Here is a 24,323-nt window from a genome sequence, read left to right on the forward strand (position 1 = left end):
AGTCCTTGCGAAGGGGATAATTCCCCCCTTATCCATGATGACTTCGCAATGACAACAGATACACCTTACTCACTGCTGGAAAAGATCAACCTGCCGGCAGACCTACGCAAGTTAGCTGTGCCTGAACTAAGGCTTCTTGCAACAGAGTTGCGCGCCTATCTTATTGATTGCATTAGTGATACTGGCGGTCATCTTGCCTCTGGCCTGGGTACCATTGAGTTAACCATTGCCTTGCACTATGTCTTTAATACCCCGGCCGATAAACTGATATGGGATGTTGGTCACCAAAGCTATCCGCACAAGATCCTGACCGGGCGACGCCAACAAATGCATACCCTACGTCAAGCGGGTGGGCTTGCCGGTTTCCCGAAGAGAGAAGAAAGCCCCTACGATGCCTTTACCGTTGGGCACTCCAGTACATCGATTAGTGCCGCCCTGGGGATGGCGATTGCTACCGCCCAACAACATCGTAATAATAAAGCGATTGCCATTATTGGTGATGGTGCTATGACAGCAGGACAGGCCTTTGAGGCACTCAATCATGCCGGTGATCTACACAGAAATTTACTGGTTATCCTCAATGATAATGATATGTCGATCTCACCCAATGTCGGTGCCATGTCCAATTATCTGGCCAGAATTTTGTCCAGCCGGACCTATACCGCCATGCGTCAAAGCAGTAAGAACGTACTCAAGACGATCCCTACGGTGCATGAACTGGCTCGGCGCGCCGAAGAACACATGAAGGGCATGGTCATACCCGGCCCTGGCACCCTGTTTGAAGAAATGGGTTTTAACTATATCGGCCCGATTGATGGTCATGATATAGATACCCTGGTCAATACCCTGCGTAACCTACGTTCACTCAATGGCCCTCAACTCCTGCATATCATCACGCGCAAGGGTAAGGGCTATCACCATGCCGAGCAGGATCCCTGCCGCTTTCACGGGGTTGCATCATTCAACCAGGCAACCGGCAAAAATAAACAGGCCCCCTGTTCCAGCCTGACTTATACCCAGGTCTTCAGTGACTGGATCTGTGATCAGGGGCAACAGGACGAAAACCTCATAGCCATCACCCCGGCGATGCGAGAGGGGTCGGGCCTGGTTAACTTCTCTGAACAATTTCCTGAACGCTACTTTGACGTGGGTATCGCTGAACAACATTGTCTAACCATGGCTGCCGGCATGGCCTGTGAGGGGATGCGTCCAGTCGTTGCCATCTACTCAACCTTTTTGCAGCGTGCCTATGATCAGCTCATCCACGATATTGCCCTGCCCAACCTGCCTGTTACATTAGCCATTGATCGAGGGGGTCTGGTCGGTGCCGATGGCCCTACCCATGCCGGTAGTTTTGATCTTAGTTTCCTACGCTGCGTGCCCAACCTGTTAATCATGGCACCAGCCAATGAGAATGAATGTCGCCAGATGTTGACCACAGCCCATCACTGGGATGGCCCGGCTGCGGTACGTTACCCTCGTGGTCAAGGGCCCGGCACAGAGATTATTGATGAGCTACAGGACATCGATATCGGCAAGGCTATTATTACCCGTCAGGGCAACAGCAAGATCGCTATTCTAAGCTTTGGTAGTTTACTTAATAACGCTCTGGATGCTGCCGATAAGCTGGATTTGACTGTGGTCAATATGCGTTTTATCAAACCACTGGATGAGACTTTGCTAATTTCCATAGCAACTGAGTATGAAATACTGGTCACACTAGAGGATAATGTTATCGCTGGAGGGGCAGGTAGTGCTGTCAACGAGTTGCTAGCGAAAAAACAGCTAAACATACCCGTTTTAAACCTCGGTTTACCCGACATCTTCGTTGAACACGCGAGCAGGGAACAGCAATTAATTGAGTGTGGACTAGACACTAATGGTATTATACGTAGTATTGAAGAACGTCTTTCCAGACTAAATCCAGACACTTAAGCACATAGCATCAGGTATATCGCATGTCACCCACATATACCGTTAAGGTATTAACTGAATTCTCCGCCGCACATCATCTCCGTGATTATGTCGGTGATTGTGCGCGTGTCCATGGTCACAACTGGAAAGTCGAAATTGAGGTGCAGGCCAATGCATTAAATAAAATCGGCATGGCAATGGACTTCAAGGATGTCAAAGAGGCCGCCAACAGAATTATTCAGCGCCTTGACCATCAGGATATCAATGCCCTGGAACCCTTTACAACAATCAATCCAACCGCAGAAAATCTGGCGACCTATATCTATAGGGAACTATCCCAACTTGTTAACGACTCCAGAATCCGGGTCAGTGCAATCGCTATCTGGGAAACTGACCGATCCTGCGTTCGTTACACCGAGGAATAATAAATGAGCAAGTCACAGAACGACACCATTGCTGACGTACAAAGCAGTGAAGATACCCGATGTATCCCTATCGACAAGGTTGGCATCAAGGATATCCGCCATCCTGTCGGAGTTCGGGATCGTTCCGATGGTACTCAACATACCATTGCCAATTTCAATATGTATGTAAACCTGCCACATAATTTCAAGGGCACTCACATGTCCCGCTTCGTTGAAATTCTGAATCACAACGATAAAGAGATCTCGGTGGAATCCTTCAAGGACATGTTACAGGAGATGACCGAAGTATTGGAGGCCGAGGCCGGGCACATTGAGATGCAGTTCCCCTATTTCATCAATAAAAAGGCACCAGTATCCGGTGTACAAAGCCTGATGGATTATGATGTCACTCTAATTGGCGAACTAGGCAAACAAGGCATTGATACCAATATCAAGGTAGTTGTACCCGTTACCAGCCTGTGCCCATGCTCTAAAAAGATCTCTGCTTACGGCGCACACAACCAACGCTCTCACGTTACTGTCAATGTACGCACCAATGATTTCATCTGGATCGAAGAGATCATTGACCTGGTTGAAAAAGAGGCATCCTGCGAACTCTATGGCCTGTTAAAACGCCCGGATGAAAAACATGTCACCGAGCGGGCCTATAACAACCCCAAGTTTGTTGAAGATATGGTGCGTGATGTCGCAGCCCGACTCAATGCCGACCCACGCATTAAATCCTACGTAGTGGAATCAGAGAATTTTGAATCCATTCATAATCACTCCGCCTATGCCATGGTGATTGGTAACAAGAACTAGTCAGTAAACAAGGGATTATCGGATTATAGGCGGGCTGGGTTAGCGATAGATTCTTTCCTGAATAGCCGTATAAACAGCCTGCATCACAGAATCCCAATCACCCTCATTCGTCTGCCTGAATAAACGAACATTAGGGTACCATATAGAAGATTCACCCGTCTTCAACCAACGCCAGTCCGGTACTGTGGAAAGTAAGATCCAGGTTTCACACCCTAATGCACCCGCTAAATGAGCAACACTTGTATCCGTAGTTATAATAATATCAAGTGCCTGCATTGCCGCAGCAGTATCCGCAAAATCATTAAAACCTGATCCAAGATCAATGAGTTGATCTACCCAATCATGATCGGGCAACTGTTCTACTGCCACCCCTTTCTGCAAACTGTAGGTTTGAACCAGGTCATTCTCAATAATGGGTTTAAACATATCCAATGAACAAGAACGCCAGTGATTCCATTTAAAGCCCGGGTTTCCTTGCCAGGTTATCCCTATACGCAAATTAACCTCTTTATTTTTCACTTTTGGCAAAATACAGGGAGAATTGATACAACTGATATAGGGTGATGAAGTCAATTGTGCTGGCGCATTAAGTTTCAACAGAGCAGGCAAGCTAAGCAATGGGTAATGCACATCAAAACAGGGCGGAGCACCACCCTCAATCAATACCTCATCAATAAATGAACAGTTCTCGAAAATGCGAAGCAGTTCTTTTCTGCACTCAATTATAATATAAAAGCCTTTCTCCTTAACCAGTCGAGCATAACGCACAAATTGAATAGCATCACCAAACCCTTGCTCACAGTAAAGCAAAATACGTCCGCCTTCCATAACCTCGCCATTCCATTCTGGCTGAGTAAGCTGATATCTATGTGCAACACCCGCCTCAAATCGCCATTCATATTCACACCAGCCCTTTTCATACTCACCGTTCAACAATAACACCCAGGAATAATGCCAATGTGCTTGCGCATATTCAGGTGACAAGCAAATGGCTTGCTCATAACACTCTCTGGATTGATCATGCTGCCCTGAAAAAAACAAGGTGTTTCCCAAATGAGAAAGATATTGTACATTTCCCGGCGCAAGTGATAATGCCTTCTGAAAGGAATGAATCGCACCGAATAGATCGTCCATCTCAACAAGTATAATGCCTAGCTCCTCATGCACTTCAGCCAGATCAGGTTTATCATGCAATAATTCAAGCGCGTATTTCTTAGCCGTTGTGTAATCACCAGAAAACTTAAAAGAACGGATCAAACCAAGCCGCGAATCCAGTAGATCAGCATTTTTTTTCAGAGCAGATTTAAAACAAGCGGATGCGCTTTCATAATCCTCTTCCTCAATATGACACAATCCTATATTAGATAATGCCTGACCATTATCCTGTCCGGATGACACCGCTTGATTAAAACATTTAATCGCGGAAGAAAAAGATTTTATCGAAAAAAAAGCAAGGCCAAGATTATTGTTTAAATGATAGTGTTGAGGATAGATCTTCAGTGCATCAGCACACAAAGCAATCGCCTCATCAAAACGATCAACCTTATTGAGACACAAAGTAATACTTGCCAGAACATTGGGGTCCTGCGGCGTTATTTCCCGTAACTTCTCCCAGTAAAACAACGCCTCACTATATCCATTCACGTATTGAAGGGCAATCGCAAGATTATACATTGACTGGAAATGAGCAGGATATATCTCTAACACACGTTTACAACAGGCTATCGTATCATCAAAAAGCTCCATACTGGCATTGATTGCAGCCAACATAAACCAAACTTCACCATCACCAGGAGTTTCATGAATCAGTTGCACACCGATATTACGCGCCTCCTGAAATCTTTTATTCTGTAACAATAAACCCAGGTCTTCCTTGCATACCACCTTATTCGAACAAGACACCTCGCCAATATATTGAACAGCGGGCGTGACTCCAAATATTGAATCATTAAGCTTAACAGCACCAACATTATCGAACAGACTTCTATAACCCGGCATTTCAATGACCTTTTTCCATCGCTCATCAAGCCTCATGGATTGCGCATCGCCATCAAATGTACTGCCTATATGTCCTACTTCATTGTATCCCGCATCAGTAAAATTAATACTTAATTGGTCAGCAATCTTCTTTCTATAATCTGTATTATATGTCCAGTTCTGCATATTAATCACTACAACAGAACCGGATTTCTGCTGTAACTTACTCATCATCGATGCATGGTTCATCCATAGATCAACATCATCCCATTTCCATCTTTTCGCATTACCCGGCATTTGCATTTCAAAGAAGTAGCGACTGGCAAAAACATTAGCAAAATCGCGCACAACAATAATCGTTGTACCTGAAAATGATTCGTTACAACACCCCGATAAAAACGCACCGTCTATATCACCGATCTCATCCAGCAATACATCCTCATGGTTATAGACAAGATTATCAATTCTATCGTCACCCACTTGACTATCCAACTCAACCCCATCCAGAAAGCACTTGTCAAAAGAGGACTCACGCTGAAGCAAATCCACTAATCGCACCCCAGGATCGACATCATTAAAAAACCGGGTGTTTCCATTCAATTGTCGGCAAAGCCAATTTATAACGGCATGTTGCCCTGATCGACGAACAGATATAATTCGATATTCATTTTTTATACTCAACACAAACTCCCGTCTTGTTATATCTATAAGTAGGGTGAAATAAAAAGCAACACGAGCGCGGCAAATATGCCCGCCAGCACATCATCCAACATAATACCCAAACCACCATCAACCTGGCGATCCAGCCAGCTAATAGGCCAAGGTTTAACAATATCAAAGAAACGGAACAATATAAAACCCGCTACTAGCCACGGCCACTGCTTGGGAAACCATATTACCGTAATAAAGTAACCCACCCATTCATCCCAGACAATACCCGAATGATCATGCACACCAAGATCCACCGCCGTTTTACCGCATAAATAGACACCTAATAAAAAGCTGGCGAAAATAATCAGTAGATTGATCTCTAAAGAAAACTCAGGCAACAAGGCATAGATCAGCACCGCAGCTACCGTTCCCGCCGTCCCCGGCGCATAAGGTGCCAGACCACTACCCAAACCAAAAGCGAATAGATGCACTGGATTCTTTAATAAGGCAACAAATCCCAGAGATTGATTAGTCACAAGTATTTTCACTCATTTGCATTTCCTCAACCTTACCATTCCTGCGCAGGCGGGAACCCATCAAAATCCTGGTGCGTAGTACGCACCCTACCCCCACCAATCAAGTCTGGATCCCCGCATACGCGAGGATGACAAGGGTAGGGTGCGCATTGCGCACCAACGATCCTGTAAGCTAAAAATGCCGAAATCCTTGATGCTCCAGTACATAATCATTACCCTGCAACAACAACCGCAGATCATCACCCTCCTCAACTACACCAATTCGATGATAACTCAGTCCTGCCCCGGAAAAAAACTGCACCAGGGCTTCAATCCTATCCTCAGCCACGGTAAAGCAAAGCTCATAATCATCACCGGCACTCAATGCCAACTGATATTGATCTATCGTACCCGACAATTCACTCACAACAGCTTCATAGGACATAGAGACAGGGAGCAAATCAACATCCACCCTTGCACCCACAGCACTGGCTCTCAATACATGCCCAAGGTCTGCCACCAAACCATCCGATATATCAATCATTGAACTGGCTATCTGACGCAGAGCCATTCCGGCATCAACCTGTGCGGTTGGCCGTTGCAGACGGTGTTGCAAATAAACATGATGCCCGTTTTTTTTATCCAACCTATCATTTTTCATCAGTCGCAGAGCTAACCCTGCATCGCCCAGACTCCCGGTGACAAAAACAGCATCCCCCACCGCTGCACCACTACGCAACAGAGCCTGACCTTGCGGCACAAAACCATGCATCTGCACAGTGACCGACAACGGTCCGCGACTAAGATCACCACCGATTAACTGAATATTATATTCATTAGCCAGCGATGAAAACCCATGAACAAATGATTGTAACCAGATATCATCCAGAGTGGGACGAGTTAAAGATAAAGTTGCCCAAGCAGGCTGTGCACCCATCGCAGCAAGATCACTAAGATTAACCGCCAGTGACTTGTAGGCGATATCAGCAGGGTTACAATCCTCAAAGAAATGAATACCAGAGACCAGCGTATCCATTACCACCACCAGCTCCATGCCGGCAGGAACTCGCATCACCGCACCATCATCACCAATGCCCACGCGTACATCATCGCGCTTACCAGTAGCACCCTTGAAGTATTGCTCAATGATCGAAAATTCAGTCAGCACGAACCTTGTGTGCAAGCTTATCCAGCACCCCATTAACAAAGGCATGCGCCTTTTCCGCACCAAACTTCTTAGTTAAGGTAACCGCCTCATTCAGAACCACCTTGAACGGAATGTCCTGCCGGTACAACAATTCGTAAGTTGCCATTCGCAAGATAGCCCTTTCAACCGGATCGACCAGCTCAATGACACGGCTCAAGCAAGGTGCCAAGGCTTCATCAATCGGCTCAATATGATTAACGGTTTGGCTCAGCAGTTCATAAAAATACTCCTGATCAACCCTGTCAAAACCTTCTGCATCCTGAAATTGTCTGACCAGCTCATCATTATCCAGAGCTGTTAATTGCCATTGATACAAGGCCTGTAACGCAAGCCGTCTGGCTCTTGATCGCGCATGTAATGAGATCGGAGCTGTGATCATCTGTTTTATTGACCCAACTGGTTTAATAAATTAACCATCTCAATCGCAGACAAAGCCGCTTCATCACCTTTATTGCCGGCCTTGGTACCCGCACGTTCAATCGCCTGTTCGATGCTATCTACCGTCAGCACGCCAAAGGAGACCGGGATATCATGCTGCATACCGACCGTCGCCAACCCCTTGGTGCATTCACCCGCAACATATTCAAAATGAGGCGTGCCACCACGAATAACAGCACCTAAAGCGATAATAGCATCATACTCACCACTCTTAGCCAGACGCTGCGCCACTAGTGGCATCTCAAAGGCACCCGGCACCTTGATGACATGCAGATTCTTGTCCTCAGCACCATGCCGTAACAGTGTATCCTTCGCACCCTCCAGCAGACTATCCACCACAAAGCTGTTAAAACGCGCCACCAACAAAGCAAAACGTGCACCACGAACCACCAGACCACCTTCAATAATTTTACTCATAATACTATTAACTCTCTCAACTCACTCACTAACATTATATGCCATCCCACCAATCATAAAGGACATGGGTTGGTGGCTTTTATCAAAGACCGTCAGCCGCATGGACGCGGCTGTCGAGCTTACAGGGATGTATTCACAGCGTGTCTTTGATAAAAGCCACCAATCCATGTCTCACTCTAACAATGAACATACTCCACCACCTCAAGATCAAACCCCTTAATCGCATGAATCTTACGCGCCGAACCCAACACCCGCATACGCCTGACCCCAAGATCCGTCAGAATCTGTGCGCCAATACCATAAGTACGCAGATCGCCGCCTTCCTCTCGATGCATCTCTTCCTTATAGTGTTCCGAGTAGTTCTTGAGACGATCAACAATATCACGATTAGACTCCGGTCGACGCAACACAACTACAATCCCCTTACCTTCATCAGCAATACACTTCAAGGCAGAACGCAAGGGCACACTCATTCCTTCCATCGGGGTATTAATCAGGTCACCCAGCACATTTTTCATGTGTACACGCACCAGCGTCGTGTCTTCAGGATCAATTTCACCACGCACAAAGGCAAAATGCAGGTCGTGATCAAAGCTATCCTCAAAGGCAACCAGATGGAACTCACCAAACTCCGTCATCACCTCGGATTCTGCAATACGTTCCACACTCTTTTCATTCTCGATACGATAGTGAATAAGATCAGCAATGGTACCCATCTTCAGATTATGCTTCTTAGCATAGATCTCAAGATCCGGACGCCGAGCCATACTGCCATCCTCGTTCAGGATCTCAACAATAACCGCTGCCGGTTCCAACCCCGCCAGACGCGCCAGATCACAACCCGCTTCCGTATGTCCAGCACGCGCCAACACACCACCCGATTGCGCCATCAAAGGAAAGATATGACCCGGCTGCACGATATCCTTTGGACTGGCTGAGGGAGTCACTGCTGTGCGTACCGTATGCGCCCGATCATAGGCCGAGATACCCGTGGTAACACCCTCAGCCGCCTCAATCGAGACCGTGAAATTAGTCGAGAACTGTGCCTCATTATCATTCACCATCAAAGGCAACTTCAGTTGTTTACAACGCTCCCTGGTCAGGGTCAGACAGATTAAACCACGACCATGACTAGCCATGAAATTAATATCTTCCGGACGCACCTCCGAGGCAGCCATAATGAGATCGCCCTCATTCTCCCGATCCTCATCATCCATCAGGATAACCATCTTGCCATTACGCAAGTCTTCAATAATCTCTTCTACACTATTTAACGACATACACCTAAATCCTGATTAATTATCACTACCACCCTACTCATAACCAGAGACAGGGATTGTTCCCACCATCACTCGCGTCCTGTTAACTCAAGAGAGAAGAATTGTTCCTCTTTAGCAGAGACCGTCAGCCGCATGGACATATTTACGGCGTGTCTCTGCTAAAGAGGAGCAATTCTTGTCTCGACCTTACCAGAAAAACCTCTATTCAATCATATAAACCCATGTTCCTTTAACAAGCCTTCCGTCACACCACCACTACTCGCAACAGCCGCTTCATCACCCATTACCAAACGTTCCAAATAACGCGCAATCACATCCACCTCAATATTCACCTTGCGACCTACCTGCCAACTACCAATCGTTGTCTCCTGCAGGGTATGCGGCACAATATTCAGGCTAAACACAGCACCATCAACCGCATTGACCGTCAAACTCACACCATCCACACAAACCGAACCTTTTTTAGCAATATATCTTGCTAATGAATCTGGCACCTTGATCCTGAACTGTTCAGAACGCGCATCACTGTGTCGTTCAATCACCGAGCCAACCCCATCCACATGCCCACTCACTAGATGACCACCTAGACGTGTCGTTGGAGTCAGTGCCTTCTCCAGATTGACCTCCGCACCCGCTACGATATCAACCAATATCGTATGCGCCAAGGTCTCACCCGATACATCTGCCCAGAAACCATCGCCCGGTAACTCAACTACCGTCAGGCATACGCCATTAACAGCAATACTATCACCGAGTATGACATCAGCCATGTCCAGTTTACCCGTGTGGATACGCAAACGCATATCACCGTCACGAGGTTCGCAAGCAAGCACCTTGCCTAATGATTCAATAATACCTGTAAACATATAGCTACTTTACCACTAATTAAAGCGCGGCCGCACCGTGATCCGCCAGTCCTCACCAACGGCTCGAATATCCTTGATATCCAGTGCAATACGATCCTGCATCAGATCCAGCCCCGATATCAAGAACAGACCGCGCGCATTGGCACCCATAATATGTGGTGCCATATAAATTACCAGTTCATCAACCAGGCCCTGTTGCAACATCGCACCATTCAATATCGCACCCGCCTCCAACAAGACCTCATTGACCTCCAGCGTTGACAAATACGCAAGCATTGATTCAAGATCAACGTGACTCTGTGTAGAGGCACAGTCTTTAATCTCCGCACCCGCCTGTTGCAAGGCCGTACTACGCGTTATATCTGTCACTGCCGATACCACCAAAGTATCCCCGGGCAAGCTCAACATCTTTGCCGTTGTTGGCATGCGCAGATTTGAATCCATCACCACCCGTAGCGGCTGATTCGGAATCTGCTCACATAGATCATCGGCACGCACATTCAGGGATGGATCATCCGCAAGCACCGTACCTATACCCGTGACAATAGCACCACTACGCGCTCGTAGCCGCTGCACATCCTGCCGTGCAGCACCCCCCGTAATCCACTGGCTTTCACCGGATGCCATTGCGCTGCGTCCATCCAGACTCATTGCCAGCTTGGCACGCACAAAGGGTCGCCCTGTGCGCATACGTTTAATAAAACCTTCGTTCAGTTGCTCAGCTTCATCCTGCAACAGACCATCACTCACCTCAATCCCCGCCTCACGCAAAGATTGTATACCTTTACCGGCTACCACAGGATTAGGATCCTGCATTGCCACCACCACACGCACAACACCCGCATTAATCAATGCCTCACTACAAGGTGACGTACGACCATAATGACAACAGGGTTCCAGTGTCACATAGGCCGTCGCACCTCTTGCCCGAACACCCGCCTGTTGCAAGGCATTGACCTCAGCATGTCCTTCACCCGCACGCTGATGCCAACCCTCAGCAATAATTTCACCCTCCTTCACCAGCACACAACCCACCTGCGGATTAGGCCGGCAACGATAAAGCCCCTGCCGTGCCAACTGCAATGCGCGTAACATATACTGTGAATCAGTCACTGCACTAGCCTTTGCCTGAATCCGTTTCCGGAACCAGGGGAATCGGCTGTTTTTTCTGCTGGGTTGTTGGTCTTTTTTCCAGTCGTTCAATCTCTTCACGAAAGGCATTCACATCCTGAAAACTTCGATAGACCGAGGCAAAACGCACGTAGGCCACCTGATCCAGGTCACGCAACTCATCCATCACCCATTCACCCAGATTGCGTGAGGATATCTCATGCTCTCCACAAGAACGCAGTTTTTTCTGAATCCGTTGTATCGCCGCCTCAATCGCCTCCGTTGCAACCGGTCTTTTTTCCAGCGCGCGCAACATACCGGCACGCAGCTTATCTTCATTATAAGGTTCACGCGCACTATCACCCTTAATAATCCGCGGCATCACCAGTTCAGCAAATTCAAAGGTAGTAAAGCGCTCACCACAACTCAGGCATTCACGTCGACGGCGCACCTGCATCCCATCCCCAGCCAGACGCGAGTCAATCACCTTGGTATCTTCTGCCAAACAAAAAGGACAATACATATTAAAATCCCATTACGTTCAGGTCATGTCATCCTCGCGCAAGCGGGAATGACTAAGTTATTTCTCATAAACCGGCAGACGTTTACAAACAACCCCAACCTTTTGTTTCACCTCAGCAATTACTTGCTGATTCTCAGGATCATCCAGGATGTCACAGATCCAGCCTGCCAGTTCACGCACATCATTTTCATCAAAACCACGCGTTGTCACAGCGGGAGTACCAATACGAATACCGCTGGTAACAAAAGGCGATTGTGGATCATTCGGCACGGCATTCTTGTTCACTGTAATATTAGCGGCACCCAGTGCTGCATCAGCCGTCTTACCCGTCATGCCCTTATCAATCAAATCAACCAGGAACAGATGGTCATCACTGCCACCCGATACAATGTTATAACCCCGTTCCATAATCACTGCAGCCATTGCGCGGGAATTATCCAATACACGCTGCTGATAATCTTTGAAATCCGGTTGTAGGGCCTCTTTAAAAGCAACCGCCTTGGCAGCAATCACATGCATCAAGGGGCCACCCTGGGTACCCGGAAACACCAATGAATTCAACTTCTTTTCAATCTCTGGATTGGGACGCGCAAGAATCAAACCACCACGCGGGCCACGCAGTGTCTTATGCGTGGTAGTGGTGGTCACATCGGCAATCTGTACTGGGCTAGGATATAAACCGGTTGCAATCAGACCAGCCACATGCGCCATATCAACAAACAGGTAAGCACCGATACTATCGGCAATATCACGAAATCGCTGCCAGTCAACAACACGGGAGTAGGCAGAAAAACCGGCTACAATCAGCTTTGGCTGATGTTCCTTCGCCAGGGCTTCCACCTGGGCATAATCAATCTCTCCAGTCTCATTATCCAGACCATACTGAATGGCATTAAATATCTTACCCGAAAAATTAACCTTTGAACCATGAGTCAGGTGTCCACCATCTGCCAGACTCATACCCAGAATGGTATCACCGGGGGTCAACAGAGCAAGATACACCGCCGCATTGGCCTGTGAACCCGAGTGCGGCTGCACATTAGCATACTCCACACCAAACAACTCACAGGCACGATCAATTGCTAATTGTTCTGCAATATCAACGAATTCACAGCCACCATAGTAGCGCTTGGATGGATAACCCTCGGCATATTTATTGGTCAGCACCGAGCCCTGTGCCTCCATTACCCGTGGACTGGCATAATTCTCCGAAGCAATTAGTTCTATATGATCTTCCTGACGCTGCTCTTCACCCTGAATAGCAGCCCATAATTCATCATCAAAACCAGCAATAGTCATATCGTTGCCGAACATATCCAGTACACCCCTGTGACTCATTCATAAAGCAGGGAATGATACCGCATTTTGCTATCAATTCAAGGGGTCAGAGCTCTTGAAAAAAAGGGTCGACTTTAAGTCTGCCCCCTAATCAACTCTAATCAACTTTTCAAGAGCTCTGACCCCTTGAATTGTTTAAGAGCTCTGACCCCTTGATTTTTAGCCATTCGACCACTGATAGACAAACTCAACGACCTTGCCACCTGATTGATATTCCAGGGATTTAACTAAAGAACGCACTAAATAAACACCACGACCATGAAAAGCAGGTGAATCGGCTGCATGTTTCGACAACAAGATACTATCAAAACCCGCTCCACTATCCTCAATACGCACTCGTAGCTCCCCGCCATCACCACTGTCGGCGGGGGTATGCTCACAATCGATCTGGATAGCACCAAAACCCAAGGCATTCATACGTTCTTCACGCAAGGTATAATATTGCATATAACCATCTGCCGTATCCCGCATACCCGAATCCATCGCCAACACGCCATAATCAATCGAATTATTAATTAACTCCCCCAGGATAATGGATAATTGACCACGGAAGTCCTGTAGACCCTGTAGTTCTGATATTGCCTGTAAAACCAGCGGGGTAATATCGGTCTGACGAATCACATTGACATCCAGATTGATAGAAAACCGCCAACTGGCAGTTCGCTTGCTTGCCTGTGCCTTATAATTTTCATCCTGCTTAAACTCACGCTGCACATCCAGATCAACCTCAACCAGAGTCACATCATCATCAGCAACCTCATCACCTAAAAACTGATTCAGCGCATCATTGATACCATCAAAACAGGAATCCTGAGCCGAGTCATTCATACATGCCAGCAAACGAGCGCTACCAAACATCTCACCTGCTGTATTATTTGCCTCAATAACACCATCGGAATAGAGATAAAGCCTGTCACCCTGCTCTATATCAATCATCGTCATGTGGCTATTCATACTATCACTGGGTAATACCGATAAAGGCAAATGTGATGAGGGTATACGGTATCTTATGCCTCCCTTATTCTGGTTGTAGATAAAGGCATCAGGCAAACCACCATTCCAGATCATTAATTGATTACCACTCGGTTCAACCACCACAGCACCCGCAGCACAAAACAACCCTGTAGGCAACATCCCCGCCAGCTTCTGATTAACCTCGGAAAGAATATTCGACATGGAAAATCCCTTTTGTACCATGGAATGAAATATCTCAGCCACCGGCACTGTACCCACTGCCGCTGTCAGCCCATGCCCGGTAAAATCGCCCAATAAAAGATACAGCGCACCGATTGGACTACGTGCCGATAACACCACATCGCCACTAAATTGAGCACTCGGGGTTAACTTGACCTGAACGCCAACATAATCCCTGACCGCTGTCCCGACAATATTATCAAAAATAGCACAAGCAGTATCATGTTCCTGCGCCATAGAAACCCGGTGATATTCCAATTCATCACGTTGCGTCAACACGGTGGAATACAAGGCTCGCATCCGCAACAAGGAATCAATCTTTGCCTTCAGCAGAACGCGACTATAGGGCTTGGTAACAAAATCATCTCCCCCTGCATCAATACAGGCAACGAGAGATGTTTCCTTATCAGTAGCGGTTAAAAATAATATGGGCTCAAACCTGTCGCCCATTAATCGTTTGATTCTTCGTGCCGCCTCATGCCCATCCATAACCGGCATCATGACATCTAACAGGATCATATCCGGATGTATCTGCTGATAAGCCTCAACGGCCTCTTTTCCATCCTCAACAGCAACAACACGATACCCTTCCTGCTCCAGAATAGCCTTTAGCATCAAGCGACTAGCCGCATCATCATCTGCAATCAAGAGGCATGGACGCAACTTATCAGGCTTATTCTTCATTATTCAACCGGTCAGCTAATATCAAATAACTTGTCGAAATTAGCCGTCTTAAGTATGCTCAACACATCTGAATTACAATTCTTGATCGTTACATTACCCGCACCACCACCCGCATGCTCCTTCAATAGCAACAACATACCCAATGCTGAACTATCCAGGTATTCCGTTGCTCTCAGATCAACAATATAGACAACCCCAGCCCCTACTGTTTCATTAAACGCCTCACGAAAATCCCGATGCAATGAAAAATCAAATTTCCCATCCACCTGAATAAGCACCATCTTGCCATCATCACTTATACTTGATTTAACTGCCATAAGGCATCTCCAACCCATTAATATAATATTACTCGGAAGGGGACAGACCTAAGGTCTGCCCCCACACGTCCTAATTCGCCCTTGTATTAACTGTCTTTAGTACTGATACAGCCATCTTATCCAGCGACACCTCTTCATCAACACAACCTCGCGCTACTGCTGCCCCCGGCATACCCCATACCACACTACTTTGCTCATCCTGGGCAAAGGTATAAGCACCGGATTCCCTCATCTCTTCCATACCCGCAGCACCATCCTCACCCATGCCGGTCAACAACACCGCAATCCCGTTTGGACCCACATTCGTAGCCATCGAGCGAAACATGACATCGACACTGGGTCGATGCCGATTAACTGGCGGGCCATCACTTAGCTTACATTCATAACGCGCACCGTTACGCACCACCATCAGATGATGACTACCCGGTGCAATATAAGCATGTCCCGGCAAGATCTGCTGACCATTAACGGCCTCTTGTACTGTCATAGCACAGGCGTTATTCACACGCTCGGCAAAGGATGCACTAAATGCTTCGGGGATATGTTGTGTAATCACAATACCCGGTGCATTTGGCGGCATCACTTCCATAAACTCGCGAATAGCTTCAGTACCACCCGTTGATGCACCAACAGCAATCAGCTGATCGGTAGTCCGGTAATGTTTACCCAGGTTTGTCTTGCCCAATATGGCATCAGCCGTCAGTGCCTTTTGTATCTTCGGTCTGCTACTCAGGGCACGCACCCTGGCCTTTGATGCCACCCTGACCTTTTCAATAATCAACTCAGCATAATCTTCCAGCCCCCTGGAAACATCCAGCTTGGGCTTGGGAACAAAATCAACCGCACCCAATTCCATAGCCTGCAGGGTAATACTCGCCCCTTTCTCAGTCAGACTGGATATCATCACTACTGGCATCGGGCGCAGACGCATCAAATTACCGAGGAAGGTAATACCATCCATCTTTGGCATCTCAACATCCAGGGTCAACACATCCGGATTCAAGCGCTTAATCTTGTCTCTGGCAATAAAAGGGTCAGGGGCTGTACCGACAACCTCGATATCCTCTGCCTCATTCAGAATACGACTCAACATCTCTCGCACCAGTGCTGAATCATCCACAATTAAAACACGTACTGTCATTTAGTTTCTAACCTTAAAATAATTCAATATCCGTTTTAACATCCTGTTTCTCAATAGTATGTTTGTATGTCTCTTCACGTGTAACAACCTCTTTATGATGCATTCCTGCCATCTTCTTGACCCGTAACCGACCCGTTGCTGGGAAATAGGCCACCTTACGCGGAAAGGTACTCCCCAGATCCTCTGCCAACAGTTTTAGATGTTCGGTCTCTACATAATCTCTGATAAAGGCAATATTCAAACGTCCAATATTATTCATCTCGGTCAGGACACGACCACCGCCGACCAGTTTCACCTCAAGATTTTCGCGTCGCCCACCATTGGTCAAAATGGCATTAATTAGAGATTCCATCGCATAGTTACCATAAATGGCAGAATTACTTGGCCCCCGGGGTGAACTATCACCTTCCTTACGCAGACTCACTGGCAACATGAAATGATTCATGCCACCAATCTTATAGATACGATCACGAACACAGGCAGAGACACAAGAGCCCAGTACTGTCGTCACCGCCTCATCATGCTTTGTGACATAAAACTCACCGGGCAGGATACGTGCCACGATAGCATTTTGATGCCGATCCCAATAACGCTTGATAGCATCAAAACCGGACAAGGCGGGTTCAATTTCTACATTTGAGGTATTTGAATAAATGACTGACATCAACTTATCACTTTAATCTTCTATAGACCGTATTACCGATTAACTGGAAACGTTCAGTCACCTGGTTCAGCGATTCTGAATGACCAATAAACAAATAGGCATCTGCATTTAACTGATTGGCATAACGATCAAACAATACCGCTTGGGTCTCTTTATCAAAATAAATCACCACATTGCGACAAAAAATAATATCAAAGTGCTCTCGCATGGGCCATTCTTCCATCAGGTTTAATTGATGAAATGAGATCATTCGCCCCAACTCCGGCTTTACCTTAACAAAACCCGAGCGATCACCTTTACCGCGCATAAAATACTTCTTCATACGGGATGAAGAGATGCCATTAATTCTACTCTCGGCATAAACCCCGCTAGCAGCTGTTGTTAACACCGCTGTATCCAGATCAGTTGCGGTAATATGCACCCGATGATTAGCACCCAGGGTATCCAATACGGTCATCGCCAGAGAATAAGGTTCTTCACCCGTTGAACAACCGGCTGACCAGATACGAATATCTCTACCCTGAAATTCATTCAATACCTTGGCAAGATATTCAAAGTGATGCGCCTCACGAAAAAAAGCCGTCAGATTAGTGGTAATTGAATTAATAAAAGATTCAAATTCTTGATCTTTATGTTGTTCAAGATATTGACAATATTCTGAAAACGTAGCAATTCTTAATTGTCGCAGACGTCTGACCAGACGTCCATAAACCATATCCTTCTTTGTATCACTAAGATTAATTCCGGCATTGTCCTTAACCAGTTTGCGGATACGGTTAAAGTCCCTGTCATCAAAATAAAATTCTTTTTCACGTCCGCTCACTACACAACCTCATCAAACCTAATCATCACACAAGACCAACAACCATGTATCAATGGCTCATTAGATTCCCGCCTACGCGGGAATAACAATTATAATCCATTAAAATTCTTCCCACTCAGAATCATTATCTGTCGATGCCGTGACCTTATTAACCTTTTTCGATGGTCTAACAGGTGCTGCCGAACGCCGCGTATTCATTACCGATGCCTGTGACAGGCCGTCACCCATATCACTAACGGTAAAGAAGTTCATTAATTCACGCAGACCCGCAGCCTGCTCATCCAATGAATTACCCGCTGCTGCTGCCTCTTCCACCAGAGCGGCATTCTGCTGAGTCACATCATCCATCTGCATAATGGCCTGATTGACCTGTTCGATACCCGATGACTGCTCCTGACTAGCTGCGGCAATCTCGGCAACAATATCGCTCACCTTCTTAACCCCGGTTACAATCTCTTCCAGCGCCTTACCTGATCCATCGACTAAACTTGAACCATGCTCAACCTTCTCCACACTGTCCTTAATCAGATCCTTGATCTCCTTGGCAGCACCGGCACTGCGTTGTGCCAGATTACGCACTTCGGATGCCACCACAGCAAAACCGCGACCCTGTTCACCTGCGCGTGCCGCCTCAACCGCTGCATTCAATGCCAACAAGTTAGTCTGGAAGGCAATCTCATCAATCACCCCGATAATCTCTGCAATCTGTTTACTGGAACTATTAATATCGGCCATTGCTGTAATGGCCTTACTAACAATACCCCCCCCCTTCTCAGCCTGTTCACGCGCACTCATGGCAAGCTGACTGGCCTGATGGGCATTATCTGCATTCTGTTTAACCGTTGAGGTCATTTCTTCCATACTGGAAGCGGTTTCTTGCAGAGAGGCCGCCTGCTCTTCAGTACGTTGGCTTAGATTGGTATTGCCTTGCGCAATCTCACTGGCTCCGGTTGAAATCGTACCCGAGGTAGTCCGAATCTTGCCAACCATCTCCTGTAACTTACTCAAGGATTCATTGATCGATACCTGTAGAGAAGCAAAATCACCGGAGTAATCACCCTCCATAGTCCCGGTCAAATCACCATTGGCAAGACCTTGTAACACCTCATTGACAACATTAATCGGCCGCACCACCGTATCCAGAATACGATTCATACCATCACCAATACTGAGCATAAAGCCCTCATAGGATGAGGTATCAATACGTTGATCCAATACACCATCCACCGCGTTGGCAATAATACTTTCCACCTGACGCTCGGCATCCAGTTGCTCGGTTACATCAGCCCACTCAACCACCGTACCCAGACGACGACCATCATCATTAATCACAGGGTTAGCTGATAGATTAAAGGTTCTTGGACCCACCTTGATACGCGCATTATGTGTCCCGGTTAACGCCTTTAACATCTGACGCTGGTGCTCCGGCTTGGCATGAAATATATCAATATTGGCACCCAGTAATTCATTGGCATTAAAGTTTGGCAACTGTTTCTTAATATCATCCTCTGCATTCTTCATCATATTCACAACGGCCTTGTTCAGATAGATAATATTCGCCTCATTATCTGCCATCATAATATTGCCACTGACATTATCGAGTGCCACCTCAATACGCTTGGAGGCATTTGCCTGTTGGCGTGAATCATTAATATCAAAACCCAGTTTGATCTGTGTTGATTTCACCGCACGCAAGACATCACCCACTTCACCACCACGTCTGATATTAATATCCTGTTTATAATCACCCTCACCCAATCGTCGTAATTGATGAACAGTGTCATACATAGGATTAAGGACACTGCTCTTGATCAACCATGCCATGCCGCCAAATATAGCCAACAACACCAGTGCGTTAACACCCAACTCTGATAATAACATGGCCTCAAAGCCATCAATATCACCCGCCATTGCAACCATCTCGCCATAGCTCATAAAGGCAGAAACCAGGAATAAAAGGGTACCAATCAGGCTAACACCCAACAAACGCTTACCAATGGTTAATGAATCAAACCAGACCGCAATCTTCTTAAGACCTTTAGGTGCCAGCGATGCCCGACCCGCATTGATCTCTTTATAAAGCGCATCAGCCTCTTCAATCTGTGCGCGTGTTGGCTTGGTTCGCACCGACATATACTCAGCCACGCGGCCATTTTCACGTAGCGGTGTTACATTGGCGACCACCCAGTAATAATCACCATTCTTGCAGCGATTTTTGACAAGACCAACCCAGGGTTCCTCTCGCTTTACTGTGTCCCATAGATCATCAAAGGCCTCCGGCGGCATATCCGGGTGACGCACCATATTGTGATTCTTACCAATGAGTTCAGCCTTGGTAAACCCACTAATCTCAATAAAATACGGATTAATATAGGTAAGAATACCCTTCAGATCCGTCTTGGAAACAATCATCTGGCTATCATCAAACAGCACTTCGTTATCCGTAACAGGTAAATTCGTCTTCATTTGTCTCTCTCCAGATATTCTATCTAAACTTCTTTAACTTAAAAAATATTCAAGCTGCTGCTCTTTCACCAATTCATTATTAGTAGATCCCCGCATCCGCGAGGATGACATCTTATGAACAGTCTACTTACTCAATAGATCCATTGACTTTAATTCATCGTCACTCAACAAGCGGTCAATATCCAATATGATCACCATATTGTCACCCACCGTTGCCAGGCCACGAACAAAATCGACCGATATACCGGTACCAAAATCCGGCGGTGGCTGCAGATCATCCTGTGCCACGTTATACACATCGGATACGGCATCAACAACAATGCCCATAACACGAGAACCGTTATCCGTTACCACCTTCATTACAATAACAACCGTGGTCGGGCCATACTCAAGCAGATCCAAAGTGAAACGTCGTCGCAGGTCAATAATCGGTACTATAGTGCCACGCAGATTAATTACACCCATCATATAATCAGGGGTATTCGGTATATCCGTTACCTTGTCATAGCCCTTAATCTCCTGCACACGCAGGATATCAACACCATATTCTTCATCAGCCAGAATAAAGGTCAGATACTGATTGGTATCAACATCATCCCCATTAGCTACATTTTCTACTACATCTTGAGATAGACTCATTGTTCGAACTCCTTAGCCTGCAACCCGCAGTTTGGTCGCCAGACCACTGCGACTGAGACGTACAATACCGGTAATATCCAGGATCAGCGCAACCTCGCCGGTACCCAGAATAGTGGCACCTGACACACCTTCTACCGATTGATAATTAACTTTGAGATTTTTAATAACTACCTGCTGCTGACCCAGCAATTCATCCACTGCCAACGCACTCTTCTTGCCCTGATCCTCAACCACCACCAGGATATTATCCGAGTTTTTAACAGGATCAGGTTCCGTACCCAACATCCTGTCAACCCGAATCACAGGGATATATTCACTCCGCAACTGATAGAGTTCATCATCACCTGCAATCTTGCTTAATTGATCCTTACCCACTTGTAGAGATTCAATAATAGCAATCAGTGGCACAATATAAATCTCTTTACCAACCCGCACCAACTGCCCATCCAAGATTGCCAACGTCAGTGGCAGACGAATAATAATCGTCGTCCCCACACCTAACTCAGACTGTATCTGAACCGAACCACCCAGCTCTTCAATGTTACGACGTACCACATCCATTCCTACACCACGCCCGGACAGATCACTAACCGACTCTGCAGTAGAGAAACCGGCATGAAAGATCAGCGCATAAACCTCGCTATCATCAAGGCTGTCATCTTCACTGATCAAACTGCGTTCAATCGCCTTCTCCAGCAGCTTCTCTTTATTCAGACCACGTCCATCATCGGCAATTCGAATCACAATATTGCCACCCTGATGATAGGCATCAAGGTTAACCGTACCCATCTCAGACTTACCTGCTGCCACTCGATCTTCAACTGATTCAATACCATGATCAAGGGAGTTGCGCACAATATGCACCAGCGGATCACCGATCTTTTCCATCACTGTCTTATCCAGCTCGGTCTGCTCACCGGTAATCTGCAGGTCGATCTCCTTACCCAGTTTGGCACTCAGATCATGAACCAATCGGGGGAAACGGTTAAATACAAAACTGATGGGTAACATACGAATACGCATGACGCTTTCCTGCATCTCACGGGTATTGCGTTCCAGACTAGCCAGTCCTGTGCGTAGTTTTTCAAGATGAGCAGGATCATAATCATCCATCGACTCACCAATCTGCCCCAACATGGACTGAGTAATTACCAGCTCACCCACCATATTGATCAAGGCATCAATCTTGTCAGTATCCACACGAATAGAGGTACTCTCTACCGCTGCCTTTTTACCCCGGCGATCCACACCCACTGAACGACGATCCGTTGATTGCCGTCTATCCTTTTTATCTTCTCTCTTTTCATCAGGATAAGAAACCTCCTGTACAGGTGCATCAACAGCAGCGGCTAATGCTTCAATCTGTAGATCACAATCTTCATCAACCCACTCGAAGATCTCTTCAATCTGCTGATGCGAGACATCACCCCGTACCTCTAGTTCCCAGGCCAGGTAACACTCCTCTGGATCAAGGTCTATAAAAACGGGAAGCTTCTCGATATCAACCTGCACCTTAACCTCGCCCAGACTCGATACCTCACGCAATATCCTGACCGGATCGTTACCGGTACGCATCATATCCAGATGCGGCTTAAAACCAACCTTCCAACCGGTTACTGTGACCTCATTGTCGTCCACAGCCACAACACTGGCCACAGCCTCAGATGGAGAACCATCCTCACCCATCATTTGTTCCAATTGCCCCTGAACCGCAGACACACGTTCCTGCTCAAGATCCTCGCCATCCTGAGCCGAAGCCAACATCTCACGCAACAGATCGACCGATGCCAGAAACAGATCAATCGCCTGTGAGGTAATCTCACGTTCACCCTCGCGCACCTGATCCAGCAAGGTCTCCATGACATGAGTAAAACCTGCCACCTGGGTAAAACCGAAGGTTGCGCTACCGCCCTTGATAGAATGGGCGGCACGAAAAATAGTATTAATTAATTCAGGATCATCATCACCATCATTGACTGCCAACAAGGCATTTTCCATACCCTCCAGCCCTTCAAAACTTTCTTCAAAAAAGATTTGATGAAACTGGCTAATATCGATGCTCATGGCAGACTACCCCAATACGCGTTTGATGGTGGATAACAGCTGTTCCGGGTTAAAGGGTTTGACGATCCAGCCCGTCGCACCCGCGGCCTTACCCTCCTGCTTCTTACTGGTATCACTCTCGGTGGTTAACATCAGCATAGGCACAAACTTGTAGGCAGGCAAAGCACGTAGCTCCTTGATCAGACTAATGCCATCCATATTGGGCATATTAATATCCGACAACACCAGATCCACTGTTGCCTTTTTCGCCTTCTCCAGGGCATCAACACCATCCACGGCATCAATCACCTCATAACCCGCACCCTTTAAGGTAAAGGTCACCATCTGACGCATTGATGCCGAATCATCAACAGCTAAAATCGTTTGCATATCAAACTCTCTCCAACAAAATAATTAATATAATTACGCGGGTAAGCCCATTGCTTCCTGCAGACCCAACTGAACAACAGCATCACGAAAGGCATCCGAGACATCGCCCCAGCAAAAAGCCTTGTCAGCATCGACCATCGCCTTAATAAAAGAACACAAAAGTTGAATAATAGAGGCATCAACACGCGTAACCCGACTGGCATCAATCGTTACCGCTTGATCACCCGTCAATAAATCACTGAGTTGATGGTAAAGTAAGGCTACATTGGGCATGCCACAATCGGCACCCAGATCGACTCGACCCTCTTCCTTTGAGACTGTTGTCACAGATACTCCTCAATACCTTTTTAGCTTATTAATCTAGTTCAGCCATTCGGCAATTTATGAGGAAACTTTAGAAAAAAAACAAGAATATAGAAAAATACTTGTAACAAACTGATATGCATGTGCTTTTATATTCGCTTTGAGCGATAAAAAACCCACCTTACCTATGTTTTTAG

Annotated in this window: 24 protein-coding genes; 3 read left to right on the forward strand and 21 right to left on the reverse strand. The window is 46.7% G+C overall.

Going from position 1 to position 24,323, the window contains the following annotated elements; all coding sequences use genetic code 11:
* Positions 1-48: 48 nt before the first annotated feature.
* From dxs to GXP22_08620, 3 genes are read left to right on the forward strand one after another with little or no spacing between them, the layout of a single operon-like run.
* A complete protein-coding gene (gene dxs, locus GXP22_08610) occupies positions 49-1,935 on the forward strand; it encodes a 1-deoxy-D-xylulose-5-phosphate synthase (protein NOX09530.1) in 1,887 nt (628 codons plus the stop codon).
* Positions 1,936-1,958: 23 nt separating this feature from the next.
* On the forward strand, positions 1,959-2,339 hold the full coding sequence (queD, locus tag GXP22_08615; protein ID NOX09531.1) for a 6-carboxytetrahydropterin synthase QueD: 381 nt from the start codon (positions 1,959-1,961) through the stop codon (positions 2,337-2,339).
* Between the two features lie 3 nt (positions 2,340-2,342).
* Positions 2,343-3,140, forward strand: a complete 798-nt coding sequence (locus GXP22_08620; GenBank protein ID NOX09532.1) for a GTP cyclohydrolase I FolE2 — start codon at positions 2,343-2,345, stop codon at positions 3,138-3,140.
* A 39-nt stretch (positions 3,141-3,179) separates the two neighbouring features.
* Here the strand turns inward: GXP22_08620 and GXP22_08625 are convergent, their stop codons facing one another.
* The 21 genes from GXP22_08625 to GXP22_08725 all read right to left on the reverse strand — a co-directional run bounded on the left by GXP22_08625 (position 3,180) and on the right by GXP22_08725 (position 24,150).
* Positions 3,180-5,798 (reverse strand): tetratricopeptide repeat protein, encoded by a 2,619-nt coding sequence (locus tag GXP22_08625; protein ID NOX09533.1) that lies wholly within the window; start codon positions 5,796-5,798, stop codon positions 3,180-3,182.
* A gap of 23 nt (positions 5,799-5,821) precedes the next feature.
* Positions 5,822-6,289, reverse strand: a complete 468-nt coding sequence (locus GXP22_08630) for a phosphatidylglycerophosphatase A (GenBank protein NOX09534.1) — start codon at positions 6,287-6,289, stop codon at positions 5,822-5,824.
* 187 nt (positions 6,290-6,476) lie between these two features.
* Positions 6,477-7,484, reverse strand: a complete 1,008-nt coding sequence (gene thiL / locus GXP22_08635; GenBank protein ID NOX09535.1) for a thiamine-phosphate kinase — start codon at positions 7,482-7,484, stop codon at positions 6,477-6,479.
* Positions 7,441-7,869 carry a transcription antitermination factor NusB gene (gene nusB / locus GXP22_08640; protein ID NOX09536.1) on the reverse strand — a complete coding sequence of 143 codons (429 nt, stop codon included), beginning with the start codon at positions 7,867-7,869 and terminating at the stop codon, positions 7,441-7,443. Before nusB ends, thiL begins: the two co-directional genes overlap by 44 nt.
* 5 nt (positions 7,870-7,874) lie before the next feature.
* Positions 7,875-8,345, reverse strand: coding sequence for a 6,7-dimethyl-8-ribityllumazine synthase (gene ribE, locus GXP22_08645; protein ID NOX09537.1), 471 nt, complete (start codon positions 8,343-8,345; stop codon positions 7,875-7,877).
* Positions 8,346-8,366: 21 nt separating this feature from the next.
* On the reverse strand, positions 8,367-8,513 hold the full coding sequence (locus tag GXP22_08650; protein ID NOX09538.1) for a hypothetical protein: 147 nt from the start codon (positions 8,511-8,513) through the stop codon (positions 8,367-8,369).
* A gap of 8 nt (positions 8,514-8,521) precedes the next feature.
* Positions 8,522-9,625 (reverse strand): 3,4-dihydroxy-2-butanone-4-phosphate synthase, encoded by a 1,104-nt coding sequence (ribB, locus tag GXP22_08655; GenBank protein NOX09539.1) that lies wholly within the window; start codon positions 9,623-9,625, stop codon positions 8,522-8,524.
* Positions 9,626-9,834: 209 nt separating this feature from the next.
* Positions 9,835-10,491: a riboflavin synthase gene (locus GXP22_08660; GenBank protein NOX09540.1), complete on the reverse strand. Its 657-nt coding sequence runs from the start codon at positions 10,489-10,491 to the stop codon at positions 9,835-9,837.
* Positions 10,492-10,506: 15 nt separating this feature from the next.
* On the reverse strand, positions 10,507-11,586 hold the full coding sequence (gene ribD / locus GXP22_08665) for a bifunctional diaminohydroxyphosphoribosylaminopyrimidine deaminase/5-amino-6-(5-phosphoribosylamino)uracil reductase RibD (GenBank protein NOX09541.1): 1,080 nt from the start codon (positions 11,584-11,586) through the stop codon (positions 10,507-10,509).
* Between the two features lie 22 nt (positions 11,587-11,608).
* Positions 11,609-12,124 (reverse strand): transcriptional regulator NrdR, encoded by a 516-nt coding sequence (gene nrdR, locus GXP22_08670; protein NOX09542.1) that lies wholly within the window; start codon positions 12,122-12,124, stop codon positions 11,609-11,611.
* A 57-nt stretch (positions 12,125-12,181) separates the two neighbouring features.
* Complete coding sequence (locus GXP22_08675; protein NOX09543.1) at positions 12,182-13,438, reverse strand: serine hydroxymethyltransferase; 1,257 nt, start codon at positions 13,436-13,438, stop codon at positions 12,182-12,184.
* Positions 13,439-13,621: 183 nt separating this feature from the next.
* Entirely contained in the window at positions 13,622-15,340 is a 1,719-nt protein-coding gene (locus tag GXP22_08680) for a SpoIIE family protein phosphatase (GenBank protein NOX09544.1), read from the reverse strand.
* An 11-nt stretch (positions 15,341-15,351) separates the two neighbouring features.
* Positions 15,352-15,657: an STAS domain-containing protein gene (locus tag GXP22_08685; GenBank protein NOX09545.1), complete on the reverse strand. Its 306-nt coding sequence runs from the start codon at positions 15,655-15,657 to the stop codon at positions 15,352-15,354.
* Positions 15,658-15,727: 70 nt separating this feature from the next.
* Positions 15,728-16,798 carry a chemotaxis response regulator protein-glutamate methylesterase gene (locus tag GXP22_08690; GenBank protein ID NOX09546.1) on the reverse strand — a complete coding sequence of 357 codons (1,071 nt, stop codon included), beginning with the start codon at positions 16,796-16,798 and terminating at the stop codon, positions 15,728-15,730.
* 13 nt (positions 16,799-16,811) lie between these two features.
* On the reverse strand, positions 16,812-17,462 hold the full coding sequence (gene cheD, locus GXP22_08695; GenBank protein ID NOX09547.1) for a chemoreceptor glutamine deamidase CheD: 651 nt from the start codon (positions 17,460-17,462) through the stop codon (positions 16,812-16,814).
* Between the two features lie 7 nt (positions 17,463-17,469).
* Complete coding sequence (locus GXP22_08700; GenBank protein ID NOX09548.1) at positions 17,470-18,285, reverse strand: protein-glutamate O-methyltransferase CheR; 816 nt, start codon at positions 18,283-18,285, stop codon at positions 17,470-17,472.
* 99 nt (positions 18,286-18,384) lie between these two features.
* On the reverse strand, positions 18,385-20,751 hold the full coding sequence (locus tag GXP22_08705; GenBank protein ID NOX09549.1) for a PAS domain S-box protein: 2,367 nt from the start codon (positions 20,749-20,751) through the stop codon (positions 18,385-18,387).
* Between the two features lie 123 nt (positions 20,752-20,874).
* Entirely contained in the window at positions 20,875-21,390 is a 516-nt protein-coding gene (locus tag GXP22_08710) for a purine-binding chemotaxis protein CheW (GenBank protein ID NOX09550.1), read from the reverse strand.
* Positions 21,391-21,402: 12 nt separating this feature from the next.
* The gene (locus GXP22_08715) at positions 21,403-23,454 is read right to left on the reverse strand and encodes a chemotaxis protein CheA (protein NOX09551.1); all 2,052 of its coding nucleotides are present in this window, start codon (positions 23,452-23,454) and stop codon (positions 21,403-21,405) included.
* 6 nt (positions 23,455-23,460) lie between these two features.
* The gene (locus GXP22_08720) at positions 23,461-23,823 is read right to left on the reverse strand and encodes a response regulator (protein ID NOX09552.1); all 363 of its coding nucleotides are present in this window, start codon (positions 23,821-23,823) and stop codon (positions 23,461-23,463) included.
* A gap of 33 nt (positions 23,824-23,856) precedes the next feature.
* Positions 23,857-24,150 carry an STAS domain-containing protein gene (locus GXP22_08725; protein ID NOX09553.1) on the reverse strand — a complete coding sequence of 98 codons (294 nt, stop codon included), beginning with the start codon at positions 24,148-24,150 and terminating at the stop codon, positions 23,857-23,859.
* Positions 24,151-24,323: the final 173 nt, after the last annotated feature.

The sequence above is a fragment of the Gammaproteobacteria bacterium genome (assembly GCA_013151035.1).
Lineage (GTDB): Bacteria > Pseudomonadota > Gammaproteobacteria > JAADJB01 > JAADJB01 > JAADJB01.

Coding starts and splice junctions, on each gene's coding strand:
- GXP22_08685 (NOX09545.1), bottom strand. CDS start 15,657: ATGGCAGTTAAATCAAGTATAAGTGATGATGGCAAGATGGTGCTTATT.
- GXP22_08690 (NOX09546.1), bottom strand. CDS start 16,798: ATGACAGTACGTGTTTTAATTGTGGATGATTCAGCACTGGTGCGAGAG.
- nusB (NOX09536.1), bottom strand. CDS start 7,869: ATGATCACAGCTCCGATCTCATTACATGCGCGATCAAGAGCCAGACGG.
- dxs (NOX09530.1), top strand. CDS start 49: ATGACAACAGATACACCTTACTCACTGCTGGAAAAGATCAACCTGCCG.
- ribB (NOX09539.1), bottom strand. CDS start 9,625: ATGTCGTTAAATAGTGTAGAAGAGATTATTGAAGACTTGCGTAATGGC.
- nrdR (NOX09542.1), bottom strand. CDS start 12,124: ATGTATTGTCCTTTTTGTTTGGCAGAAGATACCAAGGTGATTGACTCG.
- GXP22_08705 (NOX09549.1), bottom strand. CDS start 20,751: ATGAAGACGAATTTACCTGTTACGGATAACGAAGTGCTGTTTGATGAT.
- GXP22_08620 (NOX09532.1), top strand. CDS start 2,343: ATGAGCAAGTCACAGAACGACACCATTGCTGACGTACAAAGCAGTGAA.
- queD (NOX09531.1), top strand. CDS start 1,959: ATGTCACCCACATATACCGTTAAGGTATTAACTGAATTCTCCGCCGCA.
- ribE (NOX09537.1), bottom strand. CDS start 8,345: ATGAGTAAAATTATTGAAGGTGGTCTGGTGGTTCGTGGTGCACGTTTT.
- cheD (NOX09547.1), bottom strand. CDS start 17,462: ATGTCAGTCATTTATTCAAATACCTCAAATGTAGAAATTGAACCCGCC.
- ribD (NOX09541.1), bottom strand. CDS start 11,586: ATGTTACGCGCATTGCAGTTGGCACGGCAGGGGCTTTATCGTTGCCGG.
- GXP22_08680 (NOX09544.1), bottom strand. CDS start 15,340: ATGAAGAATAAGCCTGATAAGTTGCGTCCATGCCTCTTGATTGCAGAT.
- GXP22_08715 (NOX09551.1), bottom strand. CDS start 23,454: ATGAGCATCGATATTAGCCAGTTTCATCAAATCTTTTTTGAAGAAAGT.
- GXP22_08660 (NOX09540.1), bottom strand. CDS start 10,491: ATGTTTACAGGTATTATTGAATCATTAGGCAAGGTGCTTGCTTGCGAA.
- GXP22_08720 (NOX09552.1), bottom strand. CDS start 23,823: ATGCAAACGATTTTAGCTGTTGATGATTCGGCATCAATGCGTCAGATG.
- GXP22_08710 (NOX09550.1), bottom strand. CDS start 21,390: ATGAGTCTATCTCAAGATGTAGTAGAAAATGTAGCTAATGGGGATGAT.
- GXP22_08650 (NOX09538.1), bottom strand. CDS start 8,513: ATGGATTGGTGGCTTTTATCAAAGACACGCTGTGAATACATCCCTGTA.
- GXP22_08675 (NOX09543.1), bottom strand. CDS start 13,438: ATGTTCGGCAACGATATGACTATTGCTGGTTTTGATGATGAATTATGG.
- thiL (NOX09535.1), bottom strand. CDS start 7,484: ATGGGGTGCTGGATAAGCTTGCACACAAGGTTCGTGCTGACTGAATTT.